Source organism: Nocardia sp. CA-151230 (genome assembly GCF_050942175.1).
Taxonomy (GTDB): Bacteria; Actinomycetota; Actinomycetes; order Mycobacteriales; family Mycobacteriaceae; genus Nocardia.
This window is the reverse complement of record NZ_CP192061.1, coordinates 8,185,061-8,209,008: the sequence shown is the minus strand read 5'-3', so window position 1 is coordinate 8,209,008 and position 23,948 is coordinate 8,185,061. Positions and strand designations below refer to the sequence as shown.

The following is a 23,948-nucleotide window of genomic DNA, read 5'->3' as shown; positions in this document are numbered from 1 at the left end:
CAACCATGTCTTCACGATTCACCCTGCCGCCCGAGGCCGTGCTGCGCGCTCGGGAGAAGCTGGTCCTCGATCATTTCCATGACGAGGTGGCCCAGGACTGGGACGCCACGCTGTCGACGTTCCCGCACCCGCACTACGAGCTGATCGCACCGATGGTCGTGCACGACGGCGACACCGAGGTCCGCGACTACTACCGCGACACCCGCGTCGCGTTCCCCGACCAGGACCACGAGATCATCGCCCTGCGCCACAGCCACGACGCGGTGATCGTCGAATTCTGGCTGCTGGGAACCCATCTGGGGCCGCTGGGCAAAATCCCGCCCACCGGGTCGGCCCATCGGACCAGGATGACGGCCTATTTCGTGTTCGACGAGCACGAGCACCTGGCGATCGAGCGGATCTATTTCGACCAGCTCACCGTCCTCAAACAACTGCTGGGCGGGCTGGACAAACGTAAACCCCGCGACCTGCTCACCCTCGCGCGAGCCCTCGCCGGAGCCGCCGCCACCGGCGGCGAACCCGACCCCCGCCTGCTGAACACCACACCTCCGGATCTCGGCGACTGACTCTCGCCCTGGACTCGAACGAACGCAAGGAGAAGACCACAATGCGTGCACTCATCGGCGGCAAGGGAACCGAGTGGGTCCGCGAGGACCGCGAGCTGCCCGAGCAGCTGGGCGCCATCCGCATCCAGGTCATGGCAGCCGGTCTCAACCGTGCCGACCTCTACGCCCTCGACGGCAGCTACACCGCCAATTCGCAGGGCGATGGGCCCTTCGTCGCGGGCATGGAAGTCGCCGGAGTCGTCGAGGCTTCCAGCCTGCTCGCTCCGCACCTGCCTGTCGGTACCCGGGTCATGGGCATCACCGCCGGGGCCTTCGCCGACTACACCCTGTGCCATCCCCGTCTGGTGGTGCCGATCCCCGACCACCTCGATTTCGACGCCGCGGCGACCCTGCCCGTCGGCCTCATCACCGAACACGACGCCCTCGTCACCCAGGCGGGTTTCGCCCCGGGCGACACCGTGCTCATTGTCGGCGGCGCCAGTTCGATCGGTCTGATCGGCATCCAGCTCGCCAAGGCCCTCGGTGCCGGCCGGGTCATCGCCACCACGACCAGCACGGGTAAACGTGCTGCCCTGCTGCGCGCGGGCGCCGACGTCGTGGTCGACACCACCGCCGAGGACCTGGCAGCGGTTGTGCTCGCGACCACCGACGGCAAGGGTGCGACCATCACCCTCGACCACGTCGGCGGGAATCTCTTCGCGCAGTTGCCCGCCGCCACCGCGGTCGGCGGCACGATCATCAGCATCGGCCGACTCGCCGGTGCGGGTACCGAACTCGATCTCGATACGCTGGCCTTCCGCCGTCAGCGAGTGCTCGGCACCACCTTCAGCATCCGCACCCGCACCGAACTCGCCGATGTCGTCGGCGCGCTCGCCGACCGGGTCCTGCCCGCGCTCGCCGCCGGGGAGATCACCCCCACGCTCGACAGTGTCTACGCAGTCGACGACGCTCGGGCCGCCGCGCAGCGTCTGCGCGACAACGCGGCCACCGGCAAGATCGTCCTGTCGTTCGCCGACGCCCATCCCGGTCCGGCGCCGGCACCCGACCCGGTGGCCAACCTGTTCGGCGGCATCGCCCAAATCGGTTACGTGGTGCGCGATATCGAGGAATCGATGCGCAACTTCGTCGCCTGCGGTATCGGTCCGTGGTTCTTCCTGCGCGGTGTGCACCCGGAGGACTTCACCTACCAGGGTGAACCGTCGGCAATGGTGATGGATGTCGCGGTCGCCAACAGCGGTGACATCCAGATCGAGCTGATCAGCCCCGTCAACGACGCGCCCTCGATGTACCGCGACTTCCTCGACGCGGGACACGAGGGTGTGCAACACATCGCCTACTGGAGCGACGACTACCAGCAACTCTACGACCGGGCGCTCGCGGCCGGATTCACCGTCGGGCAGGAAGGCCGTATCGGTGGTGCCGACGGCCGATTCGCCTACCTCGAGACGGAGCATCACCCCGGCACGGTCATCGAGATCTCCGACGTCGGCGGCACCAAGAGGCTCGTCTTCGACCTGGTCGCGATGGCAGCCGCGAACTGGGACGGCAGCAACCCGATCCAGACCATCGACGCGGGCCTCATCGGGGGCGATCCCGCAGTCATGGCGGCAATGCTGGAAGCGCTGGGATGAAAGTCCACCACCTCAACTGCGGCACAATGCATCCCCCACGAACTCCCGCGGGGTTGGTCTGCCACGTCCTGCTCCTGGAGACCGACACCGGCCTCGTGCTGGTGGACAGTGGGCTGGGTCTGCGCGATGCCGCCGACCCAGCTGCCCGATTCGGTCCGGGACGTTTCTACGTGCGCCCCAGGTTCGACGCGAACGAGTCCGCCATTCGGCAACTCGAACGTCTCGGCTTCGACCCGCGTGCTGTCCGCGATATCGTGCTGACCCACTTCGACGCCGACCACACCGGCGGGCTCGCCGACTTTCCCTGGGCCAGAGTCCATCTCACCGTCGATGAGGCGAACGCGGCCCGGCAGCCGGCAGGCTTCCTCGAAAAGGCCCGCTACCTGCCCACACATCGCGACCACCACCCGACGCTGGTGTGCCACACCCCCGGCCACGGCGATCCCTGGTACGGCTTCGCCGCCGCCGAGGAACTCACCGAGATCACCCCCGGCCTCGTCATGATCGGCCTGCCCGGCCACACCCGCGGCCACGCCGCCATCGCCGTCGACACCGGAGAACGATGGATCCTCCACGCCGGCGACTCCTTCTACCACCACGGCCAGATCGACGGCCTCAGCCCGGTGCCACGAGCCCTGACCGCGATGGAACGTCTTGTCGCGCATGACATGAACGCGGTTCGCGCCAATCATGAACGCCTCGCCGAGTTGTGGACCAGACAGGCCCCCGAACTGTTGCTTATCAATGCTCACGATCCTTTCCTGCTGCGCCGTGCCCGGCAGATCGACACCGAAGCCGGGCGATGACGTGCCGTAACCGACCACCGGCTCGACGCCCCCGTCGTGAAACAGGAACCCCCGCACCGGAGTGGCAGAAATGCACCGGCACATCGCCGTCACGCCGCTGTGCACCTGACGGTGACGTCTGATTCTCGCCAGCCGCGCGGGTGGGGTGTTCGTAGCGTCGGGGGTATGGAAACGGAACTGATTGCCGTTGAACGGATTACGGGCCTGCGGACGCCGGTGGTGTGGTTCATGGCCGTCGCGGCCGCGTTGGGGACTGCCAGTATCTATCCGCTGCAGCCGGCCATCGCGGCGGTGGCCGAGTCTTTCGGGGCATCGCTCGCCGAGGTCGGGGGCGCGTTGGCCTGCGGGCCGGTGGGATACATGGTGGGGCTCGCGCTGCTCGTGCCACTGGTGGATCGGGTGGCGCCGCGGACGGTGGTGGCGGCGCAATTCTGGGCGCTGGGGGTCGCTCTGGCCGGCGCGGCGGCGGTCGGGTCGCCGTGGCTGCTCGGCCTCGCTATCGGCGTGATCGGGGCCGGATCCGCGGTCGGAGCCCAATTGAGTTCGGTGGCAGGACGATTCGCGGAACCGGGACGGCGGGCGACCGTGCTGGGCATGGTCACCGCGGGGATCTCGGCGGGAATTCTGCTGGGGCGCATCGTGGGCGGGTGGCTGGCCGATGCCATCGGGTGGCGCGGCATGTTGCTGCTGCTGGCGGCGGCCTGCGCGGTGGTGGCGGTCGCGGCGCGCGCGGTGCTGCCCGGCGAAACCGGGGACGCCGGCATCAGCTACCTGGGGTTGCTGCGCGGACTGCCGGCGCTGTACGCCCGTTTCCCGGTGCTGCGCTTGGCTGCCGGGCGAGGTGCGCTGTGGTTTTTCGCCTTCTGCGCGGTGTGGGCCGGACTGGCAGTGGCCCTGTCGGAGCCGCCGTTCTCCTATTCCGCCGAGCGCATCGGGCTCTACGCCTGCGCCGGACTGTTCGGCATCGTGGCGACGCGCGTCGCCGGAGCCTGGACCGATCGGGTCGGGGCGCGCCGGGTGATCCTGGCCGGACTCGGGCTCGCGGCCGCCGCGACCGTGATCCTCGGGACGAGCCTGTCGAATACCGCTGTCACGCTGGCGTGCCTGGGCCTGTTCGATGCCGGACTGTTCGCCGCACAGGTCGCCAATCAGAGCACCGTGCTCGCCATCGATCCGGCCGCGACCGCTCGCTTCAACAGCGCCTACATGCTGGTGTACTTCGTCGGCGGCAGTGCGGGCACGGCCTTCGGCGCGGCCGCGGTCAGCTGGTTCGGCTGGGCGGCAACGGCTCTCATCGCCGCCGGCGCGATCGTGGCCGCGGCCGCCATCACCGTGTCGGTGCGCGCGGCCCGCGCCTGACGTCCCCCTCGACGCGGGTCAGGTGGCAGGCGTCGTCGGTGCAGGAGCGTTGCAGGCGCCCTCGTGAGATCGTCTGTATCAGGCCGATCGCCCAGCACGTGGGACAGCCGCGCAGGGCCAGGACACCGATCGGGAGCAGTAGCAGACTCAGTATGCCGAAAACCGGTGCAAGGGCGACCGATCCGGCGAGCAGCCCGAATCCGATGACTCCTCGCGCCAGATGGGCAGGGATGGACTTGCTGGCGAAAGACCTTTCGCCCGAGGTGAGTCGACTGTTCATTCCGGTGCCGCCTCCTTCCAGGCATCCAGCTCGGAGCGCACGGTGGCGCGGGCACGGTGCAGCCGGGACTTCATCGCCGCCGTGCTCAGCCCGACCGATTCGGCCACCACACTTCCCGGCAGGCCCTGAACGTCACGCATGATCAGTACCCGGCGTTGATCGGCGGGCAAGGATGCGATGGCCGCGGCCACCCGCTCGATCTCCAGCCGAGCCAGCACGTCGTCCTCGGCCGAAGCCGTGCACGCCTCGAAGGTCGTCTCGGAGCGGCGGGTCATGTCCGCGACTCGTCGCAGGCATTCGTTGCGCACGATCCGAAACATCCAGGAGGCCAGCGCACCCGTGGCCCGCAGCGTTCCGATCTTGCGATACAGCACGATCAGCGCCTCCTGCGCCGCATCCTCGGCATCCTGGCTGCTCGCGCACAGCGAATACGCGAATCGCCGCACATGCGGATGCGCACCCGAAACCAACGCCGCAATCGACGCCTCATCCCCGCCCTGGGCCGCGACCACGATGTCCGCCGCAGGCCACGAGGACGGCGTGCCCCTACCCACGCGAGCGCTTCCGATTGCGCAGGAACAACACACAGCTGCAAACCGACACAGCCGCAACGACCACGACAACGACCACTACGGTCATGAGAACCCTTCCTCCACGTGCCGACCTCGATGCCCGCACGTCCATAAGAGCAACCAACCGCGAAAAGGATTCAGCACCCACTCGCATCACCGTGATCGACTATGCCGCGCCAACAACTTTCGAGGTCCGCGGCGTCAACGTCACCCGAATCCCGAATTCGTCGTCGTCGACCCCGGCCCCGGAAGCGTCGCAGTCGACCCGAACACCGACACCGCCTTCGTCGCCAACCACATCGACGACACCGTTTCGATTGTCATGCGTGTCGGACGTTGTGCTTGCGAGCCGGTAACGTCCGGCACGATTCGCGGGCATCCGCACGGCCGCCCGCTCGGAGGAGGTACCACTGTGACCGAGCAGCGACCCACGGGGGCAACGGGTGACACCCCCGCGCCGCAGTCGACATCGGGCACGTCCGTCGCACACGATCCGGCCCGGCCGGCGGTCGTGGTCGGCGCGCTCGGTGTGGTGTTCGGCGATATCGGCACCAGTCCGATCTACACCCTGCAAACGGTGTTCGATCCCGGTGACCCGCATCCGGTTCCGGTGAGCCGCGACAACGTGTTCGGTGTCGTGTCGCTGGTGTTCTGGTCGGTCATGATCATCGTCACCGTCACCTATGTCCTGCTGGCGATGCGCGCCGACAACGAGGGTGAGGGCGGCATCATGGCGCTCATCACGCTGCTGCGCCGCTGGGTCGCACCGGGCGGGCGGCGCACCGCGCTCGTGCTCTCGGCGCTCGGAATCTTCGGCGCGTCATTGTTCTTCGGCGACAGCATGATCACCCCGGCGATCTCGGTGCTGTCGGCCGTCGAGGGTCTGAAGGTGGTACAGCCCTCGCTCGCGGAGCTGGTCGTACCGATCACCGCGGTGATCATCATCGGGCTGTTCCTCGTACAGCGGCGGGGCACCGCGGCGGTGGGCCGAATGTTCGGGCCCGTGATGATCGTGTGGTTCGTGACCATCGGCGCACTGGGCGTCGCCGGCATCGCCGAGCATCCGGAAATCCTGAAGGCGCTCTCACCCACCCATGCGCTCGGATTCCTGTTCGGCCACTTCGAAATCGCGTTCTTCGCACTCGCCGCGATCGTGCTCGCGGTCACCGGCGCCGAGGCGCTCTATGCGGATATGGGGCATTTCGGCCGGCGGGCCATCACCCGCGGCTGGCTGTTCCTGGTCTTCCCGGCGTGCACGCTCAGCTACCTGGGGCAGGGAGCGCTGATTCTCGACGACCCCGCCCATTCCAGCGCCCCGTTCTTCCTGCTCGTCCCCGGCTGGGGACGACTGCCGATGGTCATCCTGGCCACCGCGGCCACTGTCATCGCCTCGCAGGCGGTGATCACCGGCGCGTATTCCGTTGCCGCCCAGGCCGCCCAGCTCGGCTACCTGCCGCGGCTGCGGATCGCGCACACCTCCGAATCGACCATCGGGCAGATCTACGTGCCGTGGATCAACTGGCTGCTGATGGTGTCGGTGCTGACGCTGGTGTTCGCCTTCCGCAGTTCCGCCGCGTTGGCCTTCGCCTTCGGTATGGCGGTGACCGGCACCATCACCATCACGACCCTGCTGTTCTTCTATGTCGCACGGGCACGATGGCATACACCGATGTGGCTCATCGCCCTCGGCGCGATCCCGCTGCTGATCGTCGACCTGCTGTTCGTCGCGGCGAACCTCACCAAGCTCGTGCACGGAGCCTGGCTGCCGCTGCTGATCGGCCTGACCGCGTTCACCATCATGACCACCTGGCAGCGCGGCCGCGAAATCGTCACCGCAGACCGTGAACAGCGCGAAGGATCACTGCGCGTGTTCATCGACCAGTTGCAGGACGGAGTGCCGGCAACGGTCACCGTCCCCGGCACCGCGGTATTCCTCAACCGCGGCAAGGAAACCGCTCCATTGGCCATGCGCGCCAACGTCGAGCACAACCACGTACGGCACCAGCAGGTCGTCTTCCTGTCGATCAAAACCGAACCGGTCCCGCGGGTTCCGGTCGACCAGCGCATCACCATCGACCACCTGGACTACCGCGAAGACGGCATCATCCACGTCACCGCCCGCTACGGCTACATGGAAACCCCCGACGTCCCGGCCGCACTCGCATTGCTCGACCCCGCCGAAACCGAGGGCCCGCTGGACTTGGCCCAGGCTTCGTATTTCCTGTCCACCATCGAACTACGCCCCGGTCCCGCACCCACCATGGCTCGTTGGCGTAAACGCCTGTTCATCGCCACCAGCCACATCACCGCCGACGCCGCCGAATACTTCGGCCTTCCCCGGGACCGTACGGTCATCATGGGCTCGCAGATCGAGGTGTAGCGGGCCCGGGTGTTTCACGCGGCCGACCGCCCCGACCAATCATCTTGCCGTCCTTGACGTTCGATCAGATCCATCAGGGTGTCGACGGCGGCGAGGGAGGACCACTCATCGCGAGCGGCGAGACCGGGATGCCGATCGGACCGCGCGATGTACACCTCCTCGGTCGGCGACCACTGCACGTGGAACGACGACAGGCAGACTTCCCTGCCGAGAATGCCCATAACCTCTGCCTCCAGCTTCGACATGGCCTGGGTTCCATTGGATATCGACCCGGAGGGTGGCCCGTGGTTCCTGACGCTTCCATCACCGGCCCGCGCACGAAATTATCGATTTCTTAGCGGCGTCGATCGGCGCGGTCGGGCAGGTTATCCCGGTGAATTCGATGTCTCGAGCCGTGCGTGGCGCAGGAGGACGACTCGTTTGTCCAGCACCCGCGATTCGATCAATCGCAGGGCCGCACCGACATTTACATCGTTGAGCACAGGCTTGCCGCCGCCCAGCAGGACCGGGTGCACGAAAATGTGGTACTCGTCGATCAATCCGTCGCGAGTCAACGACGAGGCGAGTTCGGACCCACCACACAGGAGGAAGTCCCCCTGCTCACGGGCCGCCGCATCAGCCAGGGACCCGAAGTCGGAGAACACGCGGGTATTCCACGGAGCACTGTCGAGCGTGCGTGACACCACGGCCTTCGGCTTGGCCAGCCAGACCGGCGCGAAGTCGGCGTCGCCGGGATGAAATGCGGATTGCTCGGCTCGGGGCCAGTACTCGGACATGAAGTCCCAGGTGACCCGGCCGTAGAGGAAGGTCCCCGCCGTGTCGGCGAGTCCGCGCCAATACGCGGCGACGTCGGAATCCATGGTGGGCCAGTAGAATTCACCATTCGGCCCCTCTATATAGCCGTCCAGCGACTGGTGGACGGCATGAACGATTCTCCCCATCGGGTCGCTCTCCCTTCAGGCTGCGATGGTCAGCTGCCGGCGTCCTCGCCCATGGCGCGCTCGATGGCGTCGACCAGCCGCTTCCGTTCGCGGTTGACCCACGCTTCCTCCTGGTAGTTCCGTGCGAACGTCTCGATGAATTCCACCGGGTCGTCGCCGACGACCTCCCGGATCGGGGTGCGATCCGCCGCGCTCTGCTCGAAAAGATCGGCGAGGTCCTCGAACATGGCGACGCTGCCGCCCGGCCCGTACACCATCAGGTACCGCTCGAACGCGTCGATCGCCGTGCGGTAGTTCGCCGGCAGCCGTCGTGCGCGTTCCTTGTACTGCCGCCACCGCCGCTTGTCGCCGAGGTCGCCGATCACCTTCGCGGTGAGTTTCGAGATGTCCATGACTATTTGCCGCCTTCGTGGAGTTGTTCGAGCCGTTCGGAGAGGAAGTTCCAGCTTCTGCGGAACTCGTCGAGATAGTCCTGCCCCTGCGCGTTGAGGGTGAACACCTTGCGCGGCGGCCCCTTCTCCGAGGCGACCTTCTCGACGTCGACGAGGCCCTTCTTCTCGATCCTGATCAGCAGGGCGTAGATCGTGCCCTCGGCGATATCGGAGAACCCCTGGTCCCGCAGCCACGCCGTGATCTCGTATCCGTACGCCGACCGCACGGACAGGATCGCCAGCACAATGCCTTCCAACGTGCCCTTGAGCAGCTCGGTCATCTGCTTGCCCACGGATCACCTCCTCGTACTACTCTGTGTTGCTGACTACTAGTAGATAGTAACACTGAGTAGTGAAAGGGCAAGCAGTTCTCACCGAAGGGCCGTAAACCTATGGACTTTCCGGTCATCGGAGCCGATGGCGTCTGCGGTTACCTGTTGACGCGATTGGTCCTTGGCTCGGCACCCGACCGTCGAGAGGATGGGCAGGAGTCGGAAAAACCAAGAGAGAAAAGGGATTCGGCTGATGTCGAAAGTTGTTCGTGACCTGGAAGGCAAGGTCGCGCTGATCGTCGGCGGCACCCGTAACCAGGGTGCCGAATTCGCCAGGAACATCGCCGCCCGCGGAGCGGTCACCATCGTCACCTACCAGGGCGACGAGCAGGCGGCGAAGGCGACGCTGGCGGGGCTGGAGGAGCTCGGCGCGACCGCGGAGGCGGTTCGCTCCGATGCCACCTCGGCAGCCGACGTCGACGCGCTGTTCGCGGATATCGTTGCGCGGCACGGCAAGTTGGACATTGTCGTGCACGTGCCGGGGCGGGTCATCAAGAAGCCGATCGCGGACACCACCGACGACGACTTCGATCAATTGATCGTGCGCAATACCCGCACCGCGTTCAACACACTGCGCGCCACCGCCCGCCATATCGCCGACAACGGCCGCTATGTCGTGTTGTCCACCACGCTCACCTCGATCATGACGGGCACCTACGGGCTGTACTCGGGATCCAAGGCGGCCGTCGAGCGCATGGTCGTCGCGGCGGCCAAGGAGCTGGGTGGGCGCGGTATCACCGTCAACGCGGTTGCTCCCGGTCCTGTCGACGACGACTTCTTCCGGGGCGCGGAGACTCCGGAGTCGATTGCGGCCGCGGCCCTGCACAATCCGCACGGGCGGCTCGGACTTCCCTCCGACACCGCGCCCGTGGTCGGGTGGCTGGTCAGCGATGAGGCGGGCTGGGTATCGGGGCAGACGATCCGCGCCAACGGCGCGATGTTCTGACGATGTCCACACTGCCGGTCGTGGCGGTCGCCCGGGTGCTGTCGCATCGTGTCCGCCTGCCGTGGCTCACCGCAGGCTGCTGGTTGCTGACGCTGCTGTATTTTCCCGTCTCGATCGCGGTGGCCCGCGCTTGGCCGTCGGGATACAGCTGGTCGGGCAACTACATCAGCGATCTCGGCATCACCCGATGTGGCCTGTACACCGATCGCGACGGCATGTCGCGTGCGGTGTGCTCGCCCGGCCACGCGGTCCAGAACCTGATGTTCGTACTCACCGGACTGCTGACCGTCGTCGGTGCGCTGGGCTGGGCCGGGATGTGGAGTGGGCGCTGGTTCCGTGCCGGATGCGTCCTGTTGGCCGGAGCCGGTCTCGGTATCGCCGGAATCGGGTTGGCGCCCTGGGATATTCGATCCCAGGCGCACGACACCATCGCCCTGTTGCAATGGTTTCTGCAACTGGCGGGCATGATCCTGATCTTGCCGGAGGTGACACGCAGACTGCGGAGCTTGGCCGTCTGCACCGCACTGTCCGTGGTGATCTCGGTGATCGGCGGTGTATTCCTTTTCGCGAGTGGCCATTTCGGGCTCGGCTCGGGGGTGTCGGAGCGCATCGCGTTCGACACGCTCACCGTGTGGGGTGGACTGGTCGGACTCGTGTTGATGCTCGATCTCGGAAGCGGTGCGCGCGGCGGTAGGCATCCGGAGACAGACGGGTCCAGCCGGTGAAGGCGCGGCTGAGGGCGCGGGCATCGCTGTAGCCGGTGCGCAGCGCGATGGCGCGCATGGTGAGGGTGGTGCTGCGCAGCAGGAAGCTGACCTGCTCGCACCGGATCGCGGCGAGCTCCGCGCTCCATGAGGTTCCCGCGGCGGCGAGTCGTCGTTGCAGGGTGCGGTCGCTGATCTGCATCCGGGCGGCGAGGGCGGCGAGCTGCGGGCCGCGCCCGCGATGACAGTCGGTGCGCCCGGTTTCCCTGCGCAGCTCCGCGCGGAAGGATTCGATCCATCCGGGCATCGATCGGGCGTTGTCGATGGCCTGCTGGGCGGCGCCGTGCAGGATCCAGCGCAAGTGTGGATCATGCGCCCGCCTCCCGGTCTGGTGCTCCGTGATCCGATAGCTGATGCCGTCGGCCGGTTGGTCGAAGTGAATGGCCTTGGTGTTCAAGGCATCTTCGAGATATCGATGATGCCGTGGTGCCGGATGTGCGAAGTCCACCCGCATGGGCACGGCCGCGTCCCCGAAGGCATTCAGAGCACGCCGGACCGCCACGGTCACGGCGAATTCATTGATGATGCTGCGGGTTTCGCCGTAGGTGGTGCCGCGGTAGCCGACCGTCAGCGTGGACCCCTCCTCGACAACCTCCAGTCGCGCGGCCGGATCGCAGATCGCGGTACTGAACCGGGACGCGTCGTGAAACCCCTCCGCCAGCGACGGTGCGCTGCTGAACAGATAGTCCCAGATATGCAGGCGCCCATGGTCGGCCATATCGGCGGCTCGCACACCCGCGTCGTCGCCGATAACGTGATGCATCAGCGTCCACAAGCGATATTGGCTCTCCGAAGGCACCCGAATCCTGTCATCGCCCAGCAGCTTCCGGTCGATGTTCCCGATTCGGGCGGCCTCGCCCGCATCGATGCCGGATCGGACCGCCGCGTCCAGCACGATCCGAACGACATGCCCCGACACCGTGTTCACCAAGGCAGGATTCGCCGTATCCATCATCGTCTCGCTTCTGCCCGGGCGGGCCGCCCGCAACGCTACCGAAGGGTAGGCCCGCGCGAGCCACGGCGAATGCCCCGACTTTCCACGGCCGGTGCCCAGAGCAGGGGCGATTCATCATGATTCGCCAAGGTCCCATCCGGTGATCGTGTCGACGCACCCTTGGCGGCTCAGGCGATATGGCGGACCTCGGCGGTGTCGCCGAGTAGACGGGAGATGCCGCGGCCGGCGGTGCGCAGGGCGGGAATCGCACCGCGGGCCGCGCCGTCATTGGGCATGAGCAGGGACAGCGCCGCGACGACCCGGCCGCCGGTTGCGCGAATCGGCACCGCGATGCCGGTCGCGCACTCGTCCACGTAGCCGGGGCAGTAGGCCACGCCGGTGTGGCGGATCTCGCTGAGGGTCGAGCGCAGCAGGGCGGGGTTGGTGATGGTGCGCGGGGTGAAGGATTGCAGCGGGCGGTGGAGGGTGGCCTCCTGGACCTCGAGCGGGCTGTGGGCCAGGAGCACCAGACCGCTGGAGGTGGCGTGCAGTGGCAGCCGACCGGCGACCCGCACCCGATTGCGGACCGAGCGCGGCGCGAAGAGCCGCTCGATGTAGAGGACCTCCCCGCCCTGTAGGACACCCAGTTGAACGTGGTGGCCGGTGGCGGCGTGCAGGTCCGACATGAACGGGATGGCCGCCTCCTGCAGACCGACCGTCGGAGCGGCCCGGGACGCCAACTCCCACATCCGAACTCCCACGCAGACCCGGCGCTGCGCGTCGCGGCGCAACCAGCCGTACTCGATCAGCTCGTTGACCAGCCGGGATGCCGTGGCCAGCGGGAGGTCGCTGCGCCTGGCCAATTCCGACAGCGTGACCGCGCGGTGGTCCGGGCCGAAGGCCTCGTAGATCCGTACCACGCGGGACAGCAGGGATTCGCCGCTCGTCGATCTGGCCATGGGCGCTCCTTTCGGAATTATCAGTATTACTGATATAGATGAGATGTGTACCACTCCGAGACGACACCCGTCAACGCCCCCACCCTCGACCTCGACGGGCTGGTCGCGATCGACGTCCACACGCATATCCACGCCGACCGGCACGGCCGCTTCTCCCTCGACGACGAACTGCTGGCGGCCGCCGAGCGCTACTTCAAGGGCCCGGCGATGCCCCAGCCCACCGTCGAAGACCTGGCCGAGCGCTACCGTGCCGCCGACATGGCCGCGGTGGTGTTCACCGTCGACGCCGAATTCACCACCGGGCACCCGACATTGAGCAATGAGGAGCTGGCCGAGGCCGCGGCCGCGCATCCGGACGTGCTCATCCCGTTCGGGTCCATCGACCCGGCCCGGGGCGCGGCCGGGGTCCGGGCCGCACGGCGGTTGGTGACCGAATACGGCGTGCGCGGCTTCAAGTTCCATCCCAGCCTGCAGGCGTTCGAGCCGAACGATCGGCGCGTGTACCCGCTCTACGAGGAGTTGCAGTCCCTGGGTGTGCCCGCACTGTTCCACACCGGCCAGACCGGCATCGGCGCCGGCCTGCCGGGCGGTCGCGGCATCAAGCTGCGCTACTCCGATCCGATGCTGCTCGATGATGTCGCGGCCGATTTCCCCGGGCTGACCGTGATCATGGCGCATCCCTCGGTGCCGTGGCAGGACGCTGCCATCTCCATCGCCACCCACAAGGCGAACGTCTACATCGACCTGTCCGGCTGGTCGCCCAAATACTTCCCGCCGCAGCTGATCCGGGCCGCCAATGGCATGCTCTCGGACAAGGTCCTGTTCGGCTCGGACTATCCGGCGCTCACCCCGGAGCGCTGGATCGCCGACTTCGAGAAGCTCGAGATCAAACCCGAGCTGCGGCCGAAGATCATGAAGGACAATGCAATTCGAGCACTCGGTCTGGGCGTGGACCGACCCGCGACCGCTCTCCGCGCCGACTTGTGAGCCGGTTCTCATTGAACGGAAAGCCCTGTTGAGGGTAGGCGCGGCATGACCTTTCCTGTTCGGCGATCCAGATCACATTCCGAACAGGAGCCGGTTGATGAACAGCCAGCCCAAGGATCGCGGAGCCATCAATCCGGTGGCGGCCCGGCAGGCCGCCACCGCGAGTTTCATCGGCTCCGCGATCGAGTGGTACGACTTCTTCCTCTACGGTGCCGCGGCGGCGCTGATCTTCGCCCCGCAGTACTTCCCCTCCAGCAATCCGGCCGCGAGCCAACTGGGTTCGTTCGCCAGCTTCGCGGTGGGCTTCCTGACCCGACCGCTGGGCGGCGTGATCGCCGGGCATTTCGGCGACCGCATCGGCCGCAAGAAGGTGCTCGTCATCTCGCTGGTCATGATGGGCGGCTCCACCGTGCTGGTGGGCCTGCTGCCCAGCTACGCCCAAATCGGCGTCGCCGCACCGATTCTGCTGTTCGTCCTGCGCCTGATCCAGGGTCTCGCGGTAGGCGCGGAATGGGGCGGTGCGGCGCTCATGGCGATCGAGCACGCACCGCCGAACCGGCGCACCTTCTACGGTTCGGCGACCCAGCTGGGCGTGCCCGCGGGCGCGGTGTTCGCCTACGGGATGATGCTGGTGCTGTCGGAGTTCGCCGGTGAGGGCTTCGATCACTGGGGCTGGCGGGTCGCCTTCGTGGCCAGCATCGTGCTGGTCGGCTACGGCTTCCGAATTCGGCGGCGGCTCAGCGAAAGTCCGCTGTTCACCGAGACCGTCTCGGAGAAGGATGTCGCCCGCGCACCGATTCTCGAGGTGTTGCGCCGCTATCCCGGCCACGTGCTGACGGCGGTTTTCGCGGCCACCGCGAGTCCTGCCATCGGCTACATCGTGCTCACCTACATTCTGTCCTATGGGACGAAAGAGGTTGGCTACACCCGCAATACGCTGCTGATCGTCGTGATCGTCACCAGCGCGGTGCAATTCGTGGCCACGCTGGTGCTCACGCTGATGGCCGACCGCTGGGGCAGACGCCGATTGATGTTGATCGGCTCGGCGTTCCAGGCGGTCGCGGCGCTGGCCTTCTTCCCCATCTTCGATACGGGCGTGGTGGCGTTCGCGATCGTCGGCTGCTCCTTGGCCATCGTCGCCAACACCACGCAGTACGCGCCGCTGCCCGCGGTGATCAGCGATCTGTTCCCGACCCGGCTGCGCTACACCGGTTCCTCGATCGGCTATCAGTTCGGCGCGATCCTCGGCGGCGCGCTGTCGCCGATCATCGCCACCAGCATCTACGCCGGTACCGGGAACTCGGTCTACATCGGCCTGTATCTGGCCGCCGTGACGGTGCTGTCGGCGGTCGCGATCCTGATCGCGCATCTCCCGGCCCTGCGCCCGCGCGAGGCGGATCCCGAACCCGAACTCGTCGGCTGACCCGCACGAGAAAGAGCCCCCGAGCCGGGATCACCGGCTCGGGGGCGCATTCGTTTCGGGCAATCGTGTTGCGATACTTCAGGATCGGCCGTACAGCCGCTTGACGTCGGCCTTGCGGATCTTGCCGGAGCCGGTGACCGGCAGCTCGTCGACATACTCGACGGACTTGGGCACCTTGAAGGCCGCGAGCCGCTCACGCAGGAAGCCCAGCAGTTCGGCCGGGTCCGGGCGCTCGGAGCCGACGGCGACCACCACCGCCTTGCCCACCTCGCCCCACCGGTCGTCGGGCACGCCGATGACCGCGCACGAGGCCACCGCCGGATGGCGGCACAGCTCGTTCTCGACCTCCGCGGGGTAGATGTTCTCCCCGCCGGAGATGATCATGTCCTTGATCCGGTCCACGATGAACACATAGCCGTCCGCGTCGACGGTGGCGACGTCGCCGCTGTGGAACCAGCCCTCCCGCAACACATCCGCGGTCACCTCGGGCTGTTTCCAATAGCCGCGCATGACATTCGGGCCACCCACCAGCACCTCGCCGCGCTCACCCGGCCCGACCTCCGCGCCCTCGCCGTCCACCACTCGCACATCGGTGAAGAACGAAGGCACACCGGCGGATCCGAGCTTCGTCTCGGCATGCGCGCGGTCGAGCACGAGCACGCCGGGCGCGGCCTCGGTCATGCCGTAGCCCTGCACGAAGCCGAGCCCGCGATCGAGATAGCGCTGAATGGTGCTGTGCGGCACCGGCGCACCCCCGCACAGCAGGGTACGCAGGCTCGACAGGTCGGTGTCGTTCCAGCGCGGGTGCGCGGCCAGCGCGTTGTACATGGTCGGGACGCCGAACATCCAGGTGATGTGTTCGCGCTCGACCAGTTCGAGCACGGTGCCCGCGTCGAACTTGGCCAGCAGCACCACCCGGCCGCCCTTGAGCAGCGTCGGCAGGCACACCATGCCGAGTGCGCCGGCGTGGAACAGCGGGGCGGCCAGCAGGGACGACTCGTCGCTCGCGACATCGCTCTCGACAATGACATTGACGCAGTTCCAGGTCAGGTTGCCGTGGGTGAGCACGGCCCCCTTGGGTCGCCCGGTGCTGCCCGAGGTGTACATGATCAGGCAGTCGTCCTCGAGCGCCACCGGCTCGTCGATGACCGCGGTCGAGGCTGCGGCCAACTGTTCGTCGTAGCCGCCGGGGCCGCCGACGCGCACGATGCCCGGGCGGTCGGTGCCGGGCAGGGCAGCCACCAGGGCATCGTGCTCGCCGGTATGAACGAGTACGGACGTGCCGGAATCGGCGAGCGCGTACTCGATCTCCGCCGCCGCGGATCGGGCATTGAGCGGTACGAAGACCGCGCCCAGCAACCCGGCGGCGAAGAGCACTTCCAGATAGACGGGATGATTCGGGCCCAGGTAGGCGACCCGGTCGCCGGGGCCGACTCCCAGTCCCCGCAGCATCCAGGCCGCGCGGGTCGCGCGCTCGTGCAGCCGCGCGTAGGTGACGGAGCGGTCCTCGATGGTGATCGCGACCGCGTCGGGGGTCATGCGGGCGCGGCGTGCGGGCCACGACCCCAGCCCCCGATTGCGCACATTCATCCCAGTCCCTCGGATCTACTTCGACGGATCGAAAGCGCCGAGGCCCGGACGATAGCTCTTGTCGTCGAGGAACTGGCTCAGGCCCTTCTCACGGCCGTGATCGGGATCGAGCGTCCGCGACTGGTCCAGCTTGGCGTACAGGTAGTCCTCGGACTGCGACCATGTCATCTCGGCCGCAAACTTGTAGCCAACCTTAGCGGTGTGCAGAATGACCTGATTCAGACCGGCCAGCTTCAGGGCCAGCTCGCGGGTCCGCTCGCGCAGCCGCTCGGCCGGAACCGCCTCGTTGACCAGTCGCATCTCGGCGGCACGAGCGCCGTCGAAGGGCTCGCCGGTCATGATGTAGTACAGCGCGTCGCGCTGATTCACGGTGGCGGCCATGGCCTTGGTGACCACGCTCCCCGGCGGGATGCCCCAGTTCACCTCGGACAGGCCGAACTGCGCCTTCTCGTCGGCGATGGCCAGATCACAGGCGACGAGCGGGGTGAACGCGCCGCCGAAACACCAGCCGTTGACCATGGCGATGGTCGGCTTGGCGAAATAGGACAGCCGCCGCCACTGCCATTCGGTGCTGGCACGGCGGGCGCGCTGCTGGGCGGCGATGCTGCCGCTGGCCTCGACCGCGCGGAAGTATTCCTTGAGATCCATTCCCGCGGAGAAGGATTCGCCCGCGCCGGTGAGCACCAGCACGCGGCAGCGGTCGTCGTACTCGAGGTGGTCGAGGGTGGCCACCATCTCGTCATTGAGCTTCGGGTTCATGGCATTGCGCTTCTCGGGCCGGTTCAGGCTGACCCAGGCGATGCCCTCGTCGAATTCGACCGTGACGGTGTCGCCCCAGGGTTCGGTAACGGTGCTCATCGGGCTCCTTTATCAGTAATGCTGATGATTGTGGAGACGGTTCTACAGGTCCCGACGGGGAAACGTCAACAGTCGTTTTCGTCCGGCGATACGCCGAACCCGTTCACTCGCCGGGTGATTCGGGAATCCGCCGCCGAGCCGCCTCGTCCGCCAGCGCGGACACCCCGTGGGCCAGCACGCTGCGGAATTCCGCGCCGCGGCGATCGCTCATCCCGCTCAGCAGCCGGGCTTCGATCTCCCCGACCCGGGGCGCGGCCTCGCGCAAGGTTTCCCGGCCCTGCTCGGTGAGCGTCGCTACCAGCACCCGGCGATTGCCGGGATCGCGATCACGGCGGATCAGCCCGCGCTCCTCGAGTGTCTGCACCATGACGTTCATCGTCTGCGGACGCAGGAACGACCGCCGCGCCAGCTGCGCCGAGGACAGTCCACTGCGGCGCTCGAGCACCGTCAGCGCGGTGTACTGCAGCGTGGTCAGCCCCAGAGGGCGCAGCGCGTCGTCCATCAGTGCCCGCACCGCGAGTTCCAGCTGTTTGATCAGGTAGAGCGTCGAGGGTGGCGCGTCGAGGGCGCGATCGTCGGAAATGCCGGTCACCCGGCCATCTTCGCATCGCGTCCGGGGCCGATCCGCCGCCGGGCACCGGGTTCCACCTGCGCTTCCATTCAATGAAAGGGGCGTGGAGGCACCGGGGACCCCGGTCCCATGCTCGGGGCGAACGCAATGGCCCCGCGCCCGCGGGCCGCCGGAAAACGATCAGAGGATGCCCATGTCCATCGCCCGCGCCCTGCTCATCGGCGGTGCCGAGATCCCCGCCCGTTCGGGGGCCACAACCGATGTCGTCAATCCGTACACGGGGGCCGTGTACGCCACCGTCGCCGCTGCCGGACCTGCCGACGTGACCGCCGCCGTGGACGCCGCCCACGCCGCCTTCGGCGAGTGGGCCGACCTGCCTCCGGCGCAGCGCCGAGCCGTCTTCCTCCGTGCCGCCGATCTGCTGGAATCCCGTGCGGCACAGGGCGCGGAGCACATGGCGGGTGAGGTGGGCGGCGCACGGCCATGGGCCGAGTTCAATGCCGCGGTGGCCGCCGGGGTGCTGCGTGAGGCCGCCGCCGCGATCACCGCGCCCCGCGGCGAGGTGCTGGCGTCCGCGCAGCCCGGGGTGCTCGGCCTGGCGGTGCGCCGTCCCCTCGGCGTGGTGGCCGCGTTCGCGCCCTGGAACGCACCGATCATCCTGTCCACCCGGGCCGTGGCCGCGCCGCTGGCAGCCGGAAATACCGTGGTGCTCAAGGCGAGTGAGGCCGCGCCGCTGGCGAGCGGACTGTTCATCGCAGACGTGCTGGCCGAGGCGGGACTGCCCGCGGGAGTGCTGAACGTGATCACCAACGATCTCGACGACGCGCCTGCGGTGGCGCGGACCCTGATCGCCGACGAGCGCGTGCGAGCGGTCAACTTCACCGGCTCCACGACCGTCGGCCGGATCATCGGCACGCTGGCCGCCGAGCATCTCAAGCCCGCCGTGCTGGAGCTGGGCGGCAAGAACTCGGTGATCGTGCTCGAGGACGCGGATATCGATTACGCCGTGCGCGCGGCGGTTTTCGGGGCCTTCGCCAACTCCGGCCAGATCTGCATGTCGGCCGATCGCATCCTGGTGCACGAGTCGGTGGCGGGAGAGTTCCTCGAGAAGTTCTGCGGGGCCGTGGAATCGCTGCCGACCGGCGATCCCGCCGACCCGGCCACGGTCATCGGGCCGATGGTGAACGAGGCGGCCGCTCAGCGCGTTTCATCGCTCGTGCGGGACGCCGTGGCCAAGGGCGCGGTGGTGCGCGCGGGTGGCGGAACGCCGGAGGGCACGGTGCACCGGGCGACGGTGCTCACCGGTGTGCCCCTCGACGCCGACATCCACCACGCCGAGATCTTCGGCCCCGCCTGCGTGGTGGACACCTTCGCGACCGACGCCGAGGCCGTCGCCAAGGCCAATGACACCGAACACGGACTGTCGGCCGGCGTGATCACCGAGAACGCGACCCACGGCCTGCGGGTGGCAGCCGGGCTGCACACCGGCATCGTGCATATCAACGATCAGTCCGTCGGCGACGAGCCGCAGGCTCCGTTCGGCGGTGTGAAGAACTCCGGCTACGGTCGTTTCGGCGGCCGCTGGGGAATCGAGGCGTTCTCCAACACCCGCTGGGTCACCGTCGCCACCGAGCAGCTGCCCTTCCCCGGCTGAGATCGTCGACCAGCTGAAAAACTCAGGCCCTCTGCGGATCTCGCAGGGGGACTGAGTTCTCTTCGGGCGGGTCGGCCGATGCGCGCGGGGTACACGCTCAGCGGTGCGTCACGCCGGGTCCGCGGGGATCTCCGCGAGGATCTGCTCGGCCACCGCGAAAGCGGTATTGGCCTTGGGGATTCCGGAGTAGGCGGCGGTGTGCAGCAGCACCTCGCCGATCTCGGCCCGGCTCAGGCCGTTTCGGATCGCGGCCCGGACGTGCAGGGCGAGTTCCTCGTGGCAGCCGAGCGCCGTGAGCAGGGCGAGGGTGACGGCGCTGCGGGTGCGGCGGTCCAGGCCCTCGCGGGTCCAGATCCCGCCCCATGCGGCGGCGGTGATGTACTCCTGGAACGGGCGGGTGAAATCGGTGGTGCGCGCCTGTGCCCGATCGACGTGCTCGTCGCCGAGGACGGCGCGGCGCACCCGCATGGCGGCATCGCCGTCGGGCCGGACGGAGTTCTGGTCGGTCATTGAGCACCCCTGAGGTGGTCGAGGATCGGTGGGAGGAACAGGTCGGGCCGTTCGGTAGGGCCGAGATGGGCCGCGCCATCGAGGATTTCGAGGCGCGCACCCGGTATCCGGTCGGCAATGAGCCGTCCGTGCTCGGGCGGGAACGCCGGATCCTGGACGGTGGACAGCACCAGGGTCGGTGCGGTGATGTGCGGTAGCTCGCCGCTCAGATCGAGATCGGCGAGCGCCGCGCAGCAGGCCGCATAGCCGTGGGCGGGCGTATCGGTGGTGAGATCGCGCATGTGGCGGGTGGTTTCGGGATATTCGGCCCGCCACTCCGGGGTGAACCAGCGCTCGACGCTGCCCTCGGCGATGGCGCGCATACCCTGCGCGCCGGCCTGTGCGGCCCGCTCCCGCCACCTCTCGGCATTGCCCGGCCGGGCCGAGGTACAGCACGCGACCAGTCCGCGTACCCGCTCGGGGCGATACCTGGCCAGCCACAGTGCGGTCATGCCGCCCAGCGAGACGCCGACGAGGTGTGCGGCCTCGATCTCGAGTCGGTTCAGCAGCGCTTCCAGGTCCGCGCCGAGGTCCGCGAGACCGTACGGCCCCGCCGGGACCGGAGAGTCGCCGTGGCCGCGGGCGTCGTAGCGGACTACGCGGAAACCGCTGTCTTGCAACGGTTGTACGTAATCGGACCAGATCTCGAGGGTGCTGCCCAGGGCATTGATCAACACCACCGGTATGCCGCCGGGGTCGCCGTCGTCGAGATGGTGCACGGTGACAGCACGGGTGGCCCGGGTTCCGGCGAGGGAACCCGGGCCACCATCACCGCCGCCCCTCATGCGGCGGGTGCGGATTCGACCCTGCTCGTGTGCGGAGAGGGCCCGTTGGACAAAGGTCGGTGCGCTGCCGAGGTAGGCGGACGGTTCCAGCAGCGCGTCGATCCGAGAGCGATCGAGATGACCCGCGATGAGCGGGTGCGCCGCCAGGAGGTCGCCGAACGCCGCGCTGTCCGGGCGGACCCGGCGCGCGCAGTCGGTCACCGCGTCGTGGGCCGCCAACCGGCCCAGCGCCGGGGTCAGCGCGGCGGTGACCCGCTCGGCCATCAGCAGCCCGCCGGTCAGCGCCAGATTTCCGCGCATCCGGGCGGGGTGAATCTGCAAGCGGGACAGGCTTTCCCGTAGCCAATGCACCGCCGCCCCGGTGCTGCGCAGCAATTCGGTGAGCGGCCGCCACTCGGCGTGCCACGATCCGGCGGCGCGTTGCTGCTCGTGTCCGGAGGCCGACAGCAGCGTGGCCACCAGCCCGGGGGCCTGAGCGGCGGCGGCGACCGCCGCGACCGCGGCAATGGGATTGCGCTTGTGCGGCATGGTCGACGACCCGCCCGCCGCGCCGTCCTCACCGACCTCGCCGACCTCGGTCTGCGCGAGCAGTGTGAGGTCACGGCCGATCTTGGCGACCACACCGCTCACGGTGCCGAGCGCGCCCGCCAGTTCACTGATCCGGCTGCGGTCGGTGTGCCAGGGCAGCTCGGGGGCGGTCAGGCCGAGGCGGCGAGCGTAGGCCTCCATCACGTCCGTTCCGGAATCACCCAGCGACGCGAGGGTTCCCACGGCTCCACCCAGCTGTGCCGCAAGGCGTGAGCGGTGCACCCGGTCGAGCTGATCGGCTGCGGCACCCAGGCTCGACAGCCAGCCGGCGGCGGTCAGGCCGAAGGTGACCGGCAGTGCCTGCTGCAACAGGCTGCGGCCGACCTGCGGGGTGGCCGCGTGCTGGCGCGTCAGCTCCGCGAGCAGGTCCGCGCACGCCGACAGGTCCGCCTCCAGGGCATCGAGGGCGCGGGCCGCGATCAGCATGGCGGCGCTGTCCATGATGTCCTGACTGGTGGCGCCCAGATGGACGGAGCCGGCCGCCTCGCGGTCGGTGACCCGCGCGGTGAGCGCGCGCACCAGCGGTGCGGCCGGATTGCCGATATCGACCGCGGCCGCGCCGATTTCGCGGGCGTCGTAGAGTTCGGCCCGGCACGCCGCAGCGATGGCTCCGGCGTGCGTCTCGGGAATGATCCCGCGATCGGCCAATGCCCACGCCAGCGCCGCCTCCGAATCCAGCAGCGCCTGTAGCCAGGCGGTGTCATCGGTGGCGGCGGCGACCGGGCCGGCGGCCTGGAGCGGGCCGAACAGCTCAGACATCGAAGAACACCGTCTCGTGCTCGCCGCGCAGACGGATGTCGAAGCGGTATCCGTCCACGGCGGGTTGCGCGATCAGCGTGCCACGCCGGTGCGGCGCGATCGATCCCAACGCCGGGTCGGCGGCGTTCGCGATCGCCTGCTCCGGGAAGTAGATCCGGGTGACCAGCCGGTGCAGCAGTCCGCGGGCGAAGACCGACACGTTGATGTGCGGGGCCTGCTCCCGGCCGCCGGGACCTGGCAGCGAACCCGGAATCACTGTGTGGACCGCGAATTCGCCCGAGGTGGTCTCACTGCGGCCGAAGCCGCGCCAGCCCGGGGGGCCGGGGCGCGGGTCGTCGGGATGATCGAATCGCCCGTGCGGATCGGCCTGCCAGGTTTCGATCAGCGCGTCCGGGATCACCGCACCCTCGCCGTCGAAGACTGCCCCGCGGATCCACGCCGCGCCCGGCGTGCCCTCGGGTACCACGAATGGTCCGTCGGGCCAGGGCAATCCGATGTGCAGGTACGGTCCGACGGTCTGTGACGGCGTCGACGGCAGGATGCGGTCAGTCATCATGCGGCTCCTCGAACGGTGTGGCGTGGCGGCCGCGCAGCACGATGTCGAATTCGAACGCGAGCGCCCATTCCGGCTGCGTGTCTTCCAGGCTGAACCGTGAGATCAGGCGCGGCCGTGCGGCTTCCGGGACCGAATTGAAGATCGGGTCCTGGCCGAAGAGCGGATCGTCCGGGAAGTACATCTGGGTGACCAGACGCTGGGTGAAGGCCCGCCCGAATACCGAGAAGTGGATGTGGGCGGGCCGCCACGCGTTGTCGTGGTTGCGCCAGGGGTACGCGCCGGGCTTGACGGTGGTGAACCGGTAGCGGCCCTGCCCGTCGGTGAGCGTCCGGCCGACGCCGGTGAAATTGGGGTCCAGCGGTCCCGGCCAGCGGTCGCCGGTGTGGCGGTAGCGGCCCGCGGCATTGGCCTGCCAGATCTCGATCAGGGAATCCGGTATCGGATGGCCGTCGCCGTCGAGAAGCCGGCCGAAGACGATGATCCGTTGTCCCAGTGGCTCTTCGGCGTGCTGCGCGGTGAGATCGTTATCGGTCGCGGCGAGGCGGCCAGGACCGAGCAGTGGCCCGGTGATCTCCGTCAGCTGTTGTGGCAGCAGGGTGGGCGGCATTCCCGGGGCGCGCACCGGCGTCGACCGGTAATCGGGATACAGCAGTGGCGGATGGGTGCCTGGCGGATCGGATCGATAGCTCGGCAGGGCCGAATGTGTTGTGTACAAGGAGAACTCCCA

The 23,948-nt window shown here is 68.2% G+C and carries 24 protein-coding genes; 10 read left to right on the top strand and 14 right to left on the bottom strand.

From position 1 onward, the window contains the following. Window positions 1-5 precede the first annotated feature (5 nt). The 4 genes from ACQP1O_RS38625 (at window position 6) to ACQP1O_RS38610 (ending at window position 4,362) form a co-directional block, all read left to right on the top strand. A complete protein-coding gene (locus ACQP1O_RS38625; RefSeq protein ID WP_433563248.1) occupies window positions 6-566 on the top strand; it encodes an ester cyclase in 561 nt (186 codons plus the stop codon). Window positions 567-607: 41 nt separating this feature from the next. After that, window positions 608-2,197: a zinc-binding dehydrogenase gene (locus tag ACQP1O_RS38620; protein WP_433563247.1), complete on the top strand. Its 1,590-nt coding sequence runs from the start codon at window positions 608-610 to the stop codon at window positions 2,195-2,197. Next, complete coding sequence (locus tag ACQP1O_RS38615) at window positions 2,194-3,003, top strand: MBL fold metallo-hydrolase (protein ID WP_433563246.1); 810 nt, start codon at window positions 2,194-2,196, stop codon at window positions 3,001-3,003. Before ACQP1O_RS38620 ends, ACQP1O_RS38615 begins: the two co-directional genes overlap by 4 nt. Window positions 3,004-3,168: 165 nt before the next feature. Further along, complete coding sequence (locus tag ACQP1O_RS38610; protein ID WP_433563245.1) at window positions 3,169-4,362, top strand: MFS transporter; 1,194 nt, start codon at window positions 3,169-3,171, stop codon at window positions 4,360-4,362. Window positions 4,363-4,638: 276 nt separating this feature from the next. On the opposite strand, the gene ACQP1O_RS38605 is transcribed toward ACQP1O_RS38610, so the two are convergent. Further along, entirely contained in the window at window positions 4,639-5,196 is a 558-nt protein-coding gene (locus tag ACQP1O_RS38605) for an RNA polymerase sigma factor (protein WP_433563244.1), read from the bottom strand. A gap of 529 nt (window positions 5,197-5,725) precedes the next feature. Between ACQP1O_RS38605 and ACQP1O_RS38600 the strand changes: the two genes are divergently transcribed. Next, window positions 5,726-7,594, top strand: coding sequence for a potassium transporter Kup (locus tag ACQP1O_RS38600; protein ID WP_433567934.1), 1,869 nt, complete (start codon window positions 5,726-5,728; stop codon window positions 7,592-7,594). A 14-nt stretch (window positions 7,595-7,608) separates the two neighbouring features. On the opposite strand, the gene ACQP1O_RS38595 is transcribed toward ACQP1O_RS38600, so the two are convergent. The 4 genes from ACQP1O_RS38595 to ACQP1O_RS38580 all read right to left on the bottom strand — a co-directional run bounded on the left by ACQP1O_RS38595 (window position 7,609) and on the right by ACQP1O_RS38580 (window position 9,259). Then, complete coding sequence (locus ACQP1O_RS38595) at window positions 7,609-7,839, bottom strand: hypothetical protein (protein ID WP_433563243.1); 231 nt, start codon at window positions 7,837-7,839, stop codon at window positions 7,609-7,611. A gap of 120 nt (window positions 7,840-7,959) precedes the next feature. Then, a complete protein-coding gene (locus ACQP1O_RS38590; protein WP_433563242.1) occupies window positions 7,960-8,535 on the bottom strand; it encodes a dihydrofolate reductase family protein in 576 nt (191 codons plus the stop codon). Between the two features lie 29 nt (window positions 8,536-8,564). Then, window positions 8,565-8,927, bottom strand: a complete 363-nt coding sequence (locus ACQP1O_RS38585) for a DUF1048 domain-containing protein (protein WP_433563241.1) — start codon at window positions 8,925-8,927, stop codon at window positions 8,565-8,567. A gap of 2 nt (window positions 8,928-8,929) precedes the next feature. After that, window positions 8,930-9,259, bottom strand: coding sequence for a PadR family transcriptional regulator (locus tag ACQP1O_RS38580; protein WP_379387362.1), 330 nt, complete (start codon window positions 9,257-9,259; stop codon window positions 8,930-8,932). A gap of 232 nt (window positions 9,260-9,491) precedes the next feature. On the opposite strand from ACQP1O_RS38580, the gene ACQP1O_RS38575 reads away from it, so the two are divergent. Continuing rightward, window positions 9,492-10,244, top strand: a complete 753-nt coding sequence (locus ACQP1O_RS38575) for an SDR family oxidoreductase (RefSeq protein WP_433563240.1) — start codon at window positions 9,492-9,494, stop codon at window positions 10,242-10,244. A 2-nt stretch (window positions 10,245-10,246) separates the two neighbouring features. After that, the gene (locus ACQP1O_RS38570; RefSeq protein WP_433563239.1) at window positions 10,247-10,969 is read left to right on the top strand and encodes a DUF998 domain-containing protein; all 723 of its coding nucleotides are present in this window, start codon (window positions 10,247-10,249) and stop codon (window positions 10,967-10,969) included. On the opposite strand, the gene ACQP1O_RS38565 is transcribed toward ACQP1O_RS38570, so the two are convergent. Beyond that, complete coding sequence (locus ACQP1O_RS38565; protein WP_433563238.1) at window positions 10,869-11,936, bottom strand: AraC family transcriptional regulator ligand-binding domain-containing protein; 1,068 nt, start codon at window positions 11,934-11,936, stop codon at window positions 10,869-10,871. The genes ACQP1O_RS38570 and ACQP1O_RS38565 overlap by 101 nt on opposite strands. Window positions 11,937-12,130: 194 nt before the next feature. Next, on the bottom strand, window positions 12,131-12,901 hold the full coding sequence (locus ACQP1O_RS38560; protein WP_433563237.1) for an IclR family transcriptional regulator: 771 nt from the start codon (window positions 12,899-12,901) through the stop codon (window positions 12,131-12,133). A 45-nt stretch (window positions 12,902-12,946) separates the two neighbouring features. Between ACQP1O_RS38560 and ACQP1O_RS38555 the strand changes: the two genes are divergently transcribed. Together ACQP1O_RS38555 and ACQP1O_RS38550 are read left to right on the top strand one after the other, a co-directional pair. Next, the gene (locus tag ACQP1O_RS38555) at window positions 12,947-13,888 is read left to right on the top strand and encodes an amidohydrolase family protein (protein WP_433563236.1); all 942 of its coding nucleotides are present in this window, start codon (window positions 12,947-12,949) and stop codon (window positions 13,886-13,888) included. A 97-nt stretch (window positions 13,889-13,985) separates the two neighbouring features. After that, a complete protein-coding gene (locus ACQP1O_RS38550; RefSeq protein ID WP_433563235.1) occupies window positions 13,986-15,311 on the top strand; it encodes an MFS transporter in 1,326 nt (441 codons plus the stop codon). Window positions 15,312-15,389: 78 nt separating this feature from the next. Here ACQP1O_RS38550 and ACQP1O_RS38545 read toward each other — a convergent pair whose 3' ends face one another. The 3 genes from ACQP1O_RS38545 to ACQP1O_RS38535 all read right to left on the bottom strand — a co-directional run bounded on the left by ACQP1O_RS38545 (window position 15,390) and on the right by ACQP1O_RS38535 (window position 18,351). Then, a complete protein-coding gene (locus ACQP1O_RS38545) occupies window positions 15,390-16,901 on the bottom strand; it encodes an acyl-CoA synthetase (protein WP_433563234.1) in 1,512 nt (503 codons plus the stop codon). 15 nt (window positions 16,902-16,916) lie between these two features. Beyond that, window positions 16,917-17,759, bottom strand: a complete 843-nt coding sequence (locus tag ACQP1O_RS38540) for a p-hydroxycinnamoyl CoA hydratase/lyase (RefSeq protein WP_433563233.1) — start codon at window positions 17,757-17,759, stop codon at window positions 16,917-16,919. Window positions 17,760-17,862: 103 nt separating this feature from the next. Then, complete coding sequence (locus tag ACQP1O_RS38535) at window positions 17,863-18,351, bottom strand: MarR family winged helix-turn-helix transcriptional regulator (RefSeq protein WP_433563232.1); 489 nt, start codon at window positions 18,349-18,351, stop codon at window positions 17,863-17,865. A 166-nt stretch (window positions 18,352-18,517) separates the two neighbouring features. On the opposite strand from ACQP1O_RS38535, the gene ACQP1O_RS38530 reads away from it, so the two are divergent. Next, entirely contained in the window at window positions 18,518-19,984 is a 1,467-nt protein-coding gene (locus ACQP1O_RS38530) for an aldehyde dehydrogenase family protein (RefSeq protein WP_433563231.1), read from the top strand. A gap of 108 nt (window positions 19,985-20,092) precedes the next feature. Here the strand turns inward: ACQP1O_RS38530 and pcaC are convergent, their stop codons facing one another. From pcaC to pcaH, 4 genes are read right to left on the bottom strand one after another with little or no spacing between them, the layout of a single operon-like run. Further along, window positions 20,093-20,494: a 4-carboxymuconolactone decarboxylase gene (gene pcaC / locus ACQP1O_RS38525; RefSeq protein ID WP_433563230.1), complete on the bottom strand. Its 402-nt coding sequence runs from the start codon at window positions 20,492-20,494 to the stop codon at window positions 20,093-20,095. Continuing rightward, window positions 20,491-22,665, bottom strand: a complete 2,175-nt coding sequence (gene pcaB / locus ACQP1O_RS38520) for a 3-carboxy-cis,cis-muconate cycloisomerase (protein ID WP_433563229.1) — start codon at window positions 22,663-22,665, stop codon at window positions 20,491-20,493. Before pcaB ends, pcaC begins: the two co-directional genes overlap by 4 nt. Beyond that, the gene (gene pcaG / locus ACQP1O_RS38515; RefSeq protein ID WP_433563228.1) at window positions 22,658-23,221 is read right to left on the bottom strand and encodes a protocatechuate 3,4-dioxygenase subunit alpha; all 564 of its coding nucleotides are present in this window, start codon (window positions 23,219-23,221) and stop codon (window positions 22,658-22,660) included. Before pcaG ends, pcaB begins: the two co-directional genes overlap by 8 nt. Next, window positions 23,211-23,936, bottom strand: a complete 726-nt coding sequence (gene pcaH, locus ACQP1O_RS38510; protein ID WP_433563227.1) for a protocatechuate 3,4-dioxygenase subunit beta — start codon at window positions 23,934-23,936, stop codon at window positions 23,211-23,213. Before pcaH ends, pcaG begins: the two co-directional genes overlap by 11 nt. Between the last annotated feature and the right edge of the window lie 12 nt (window positions 23,937-23,948).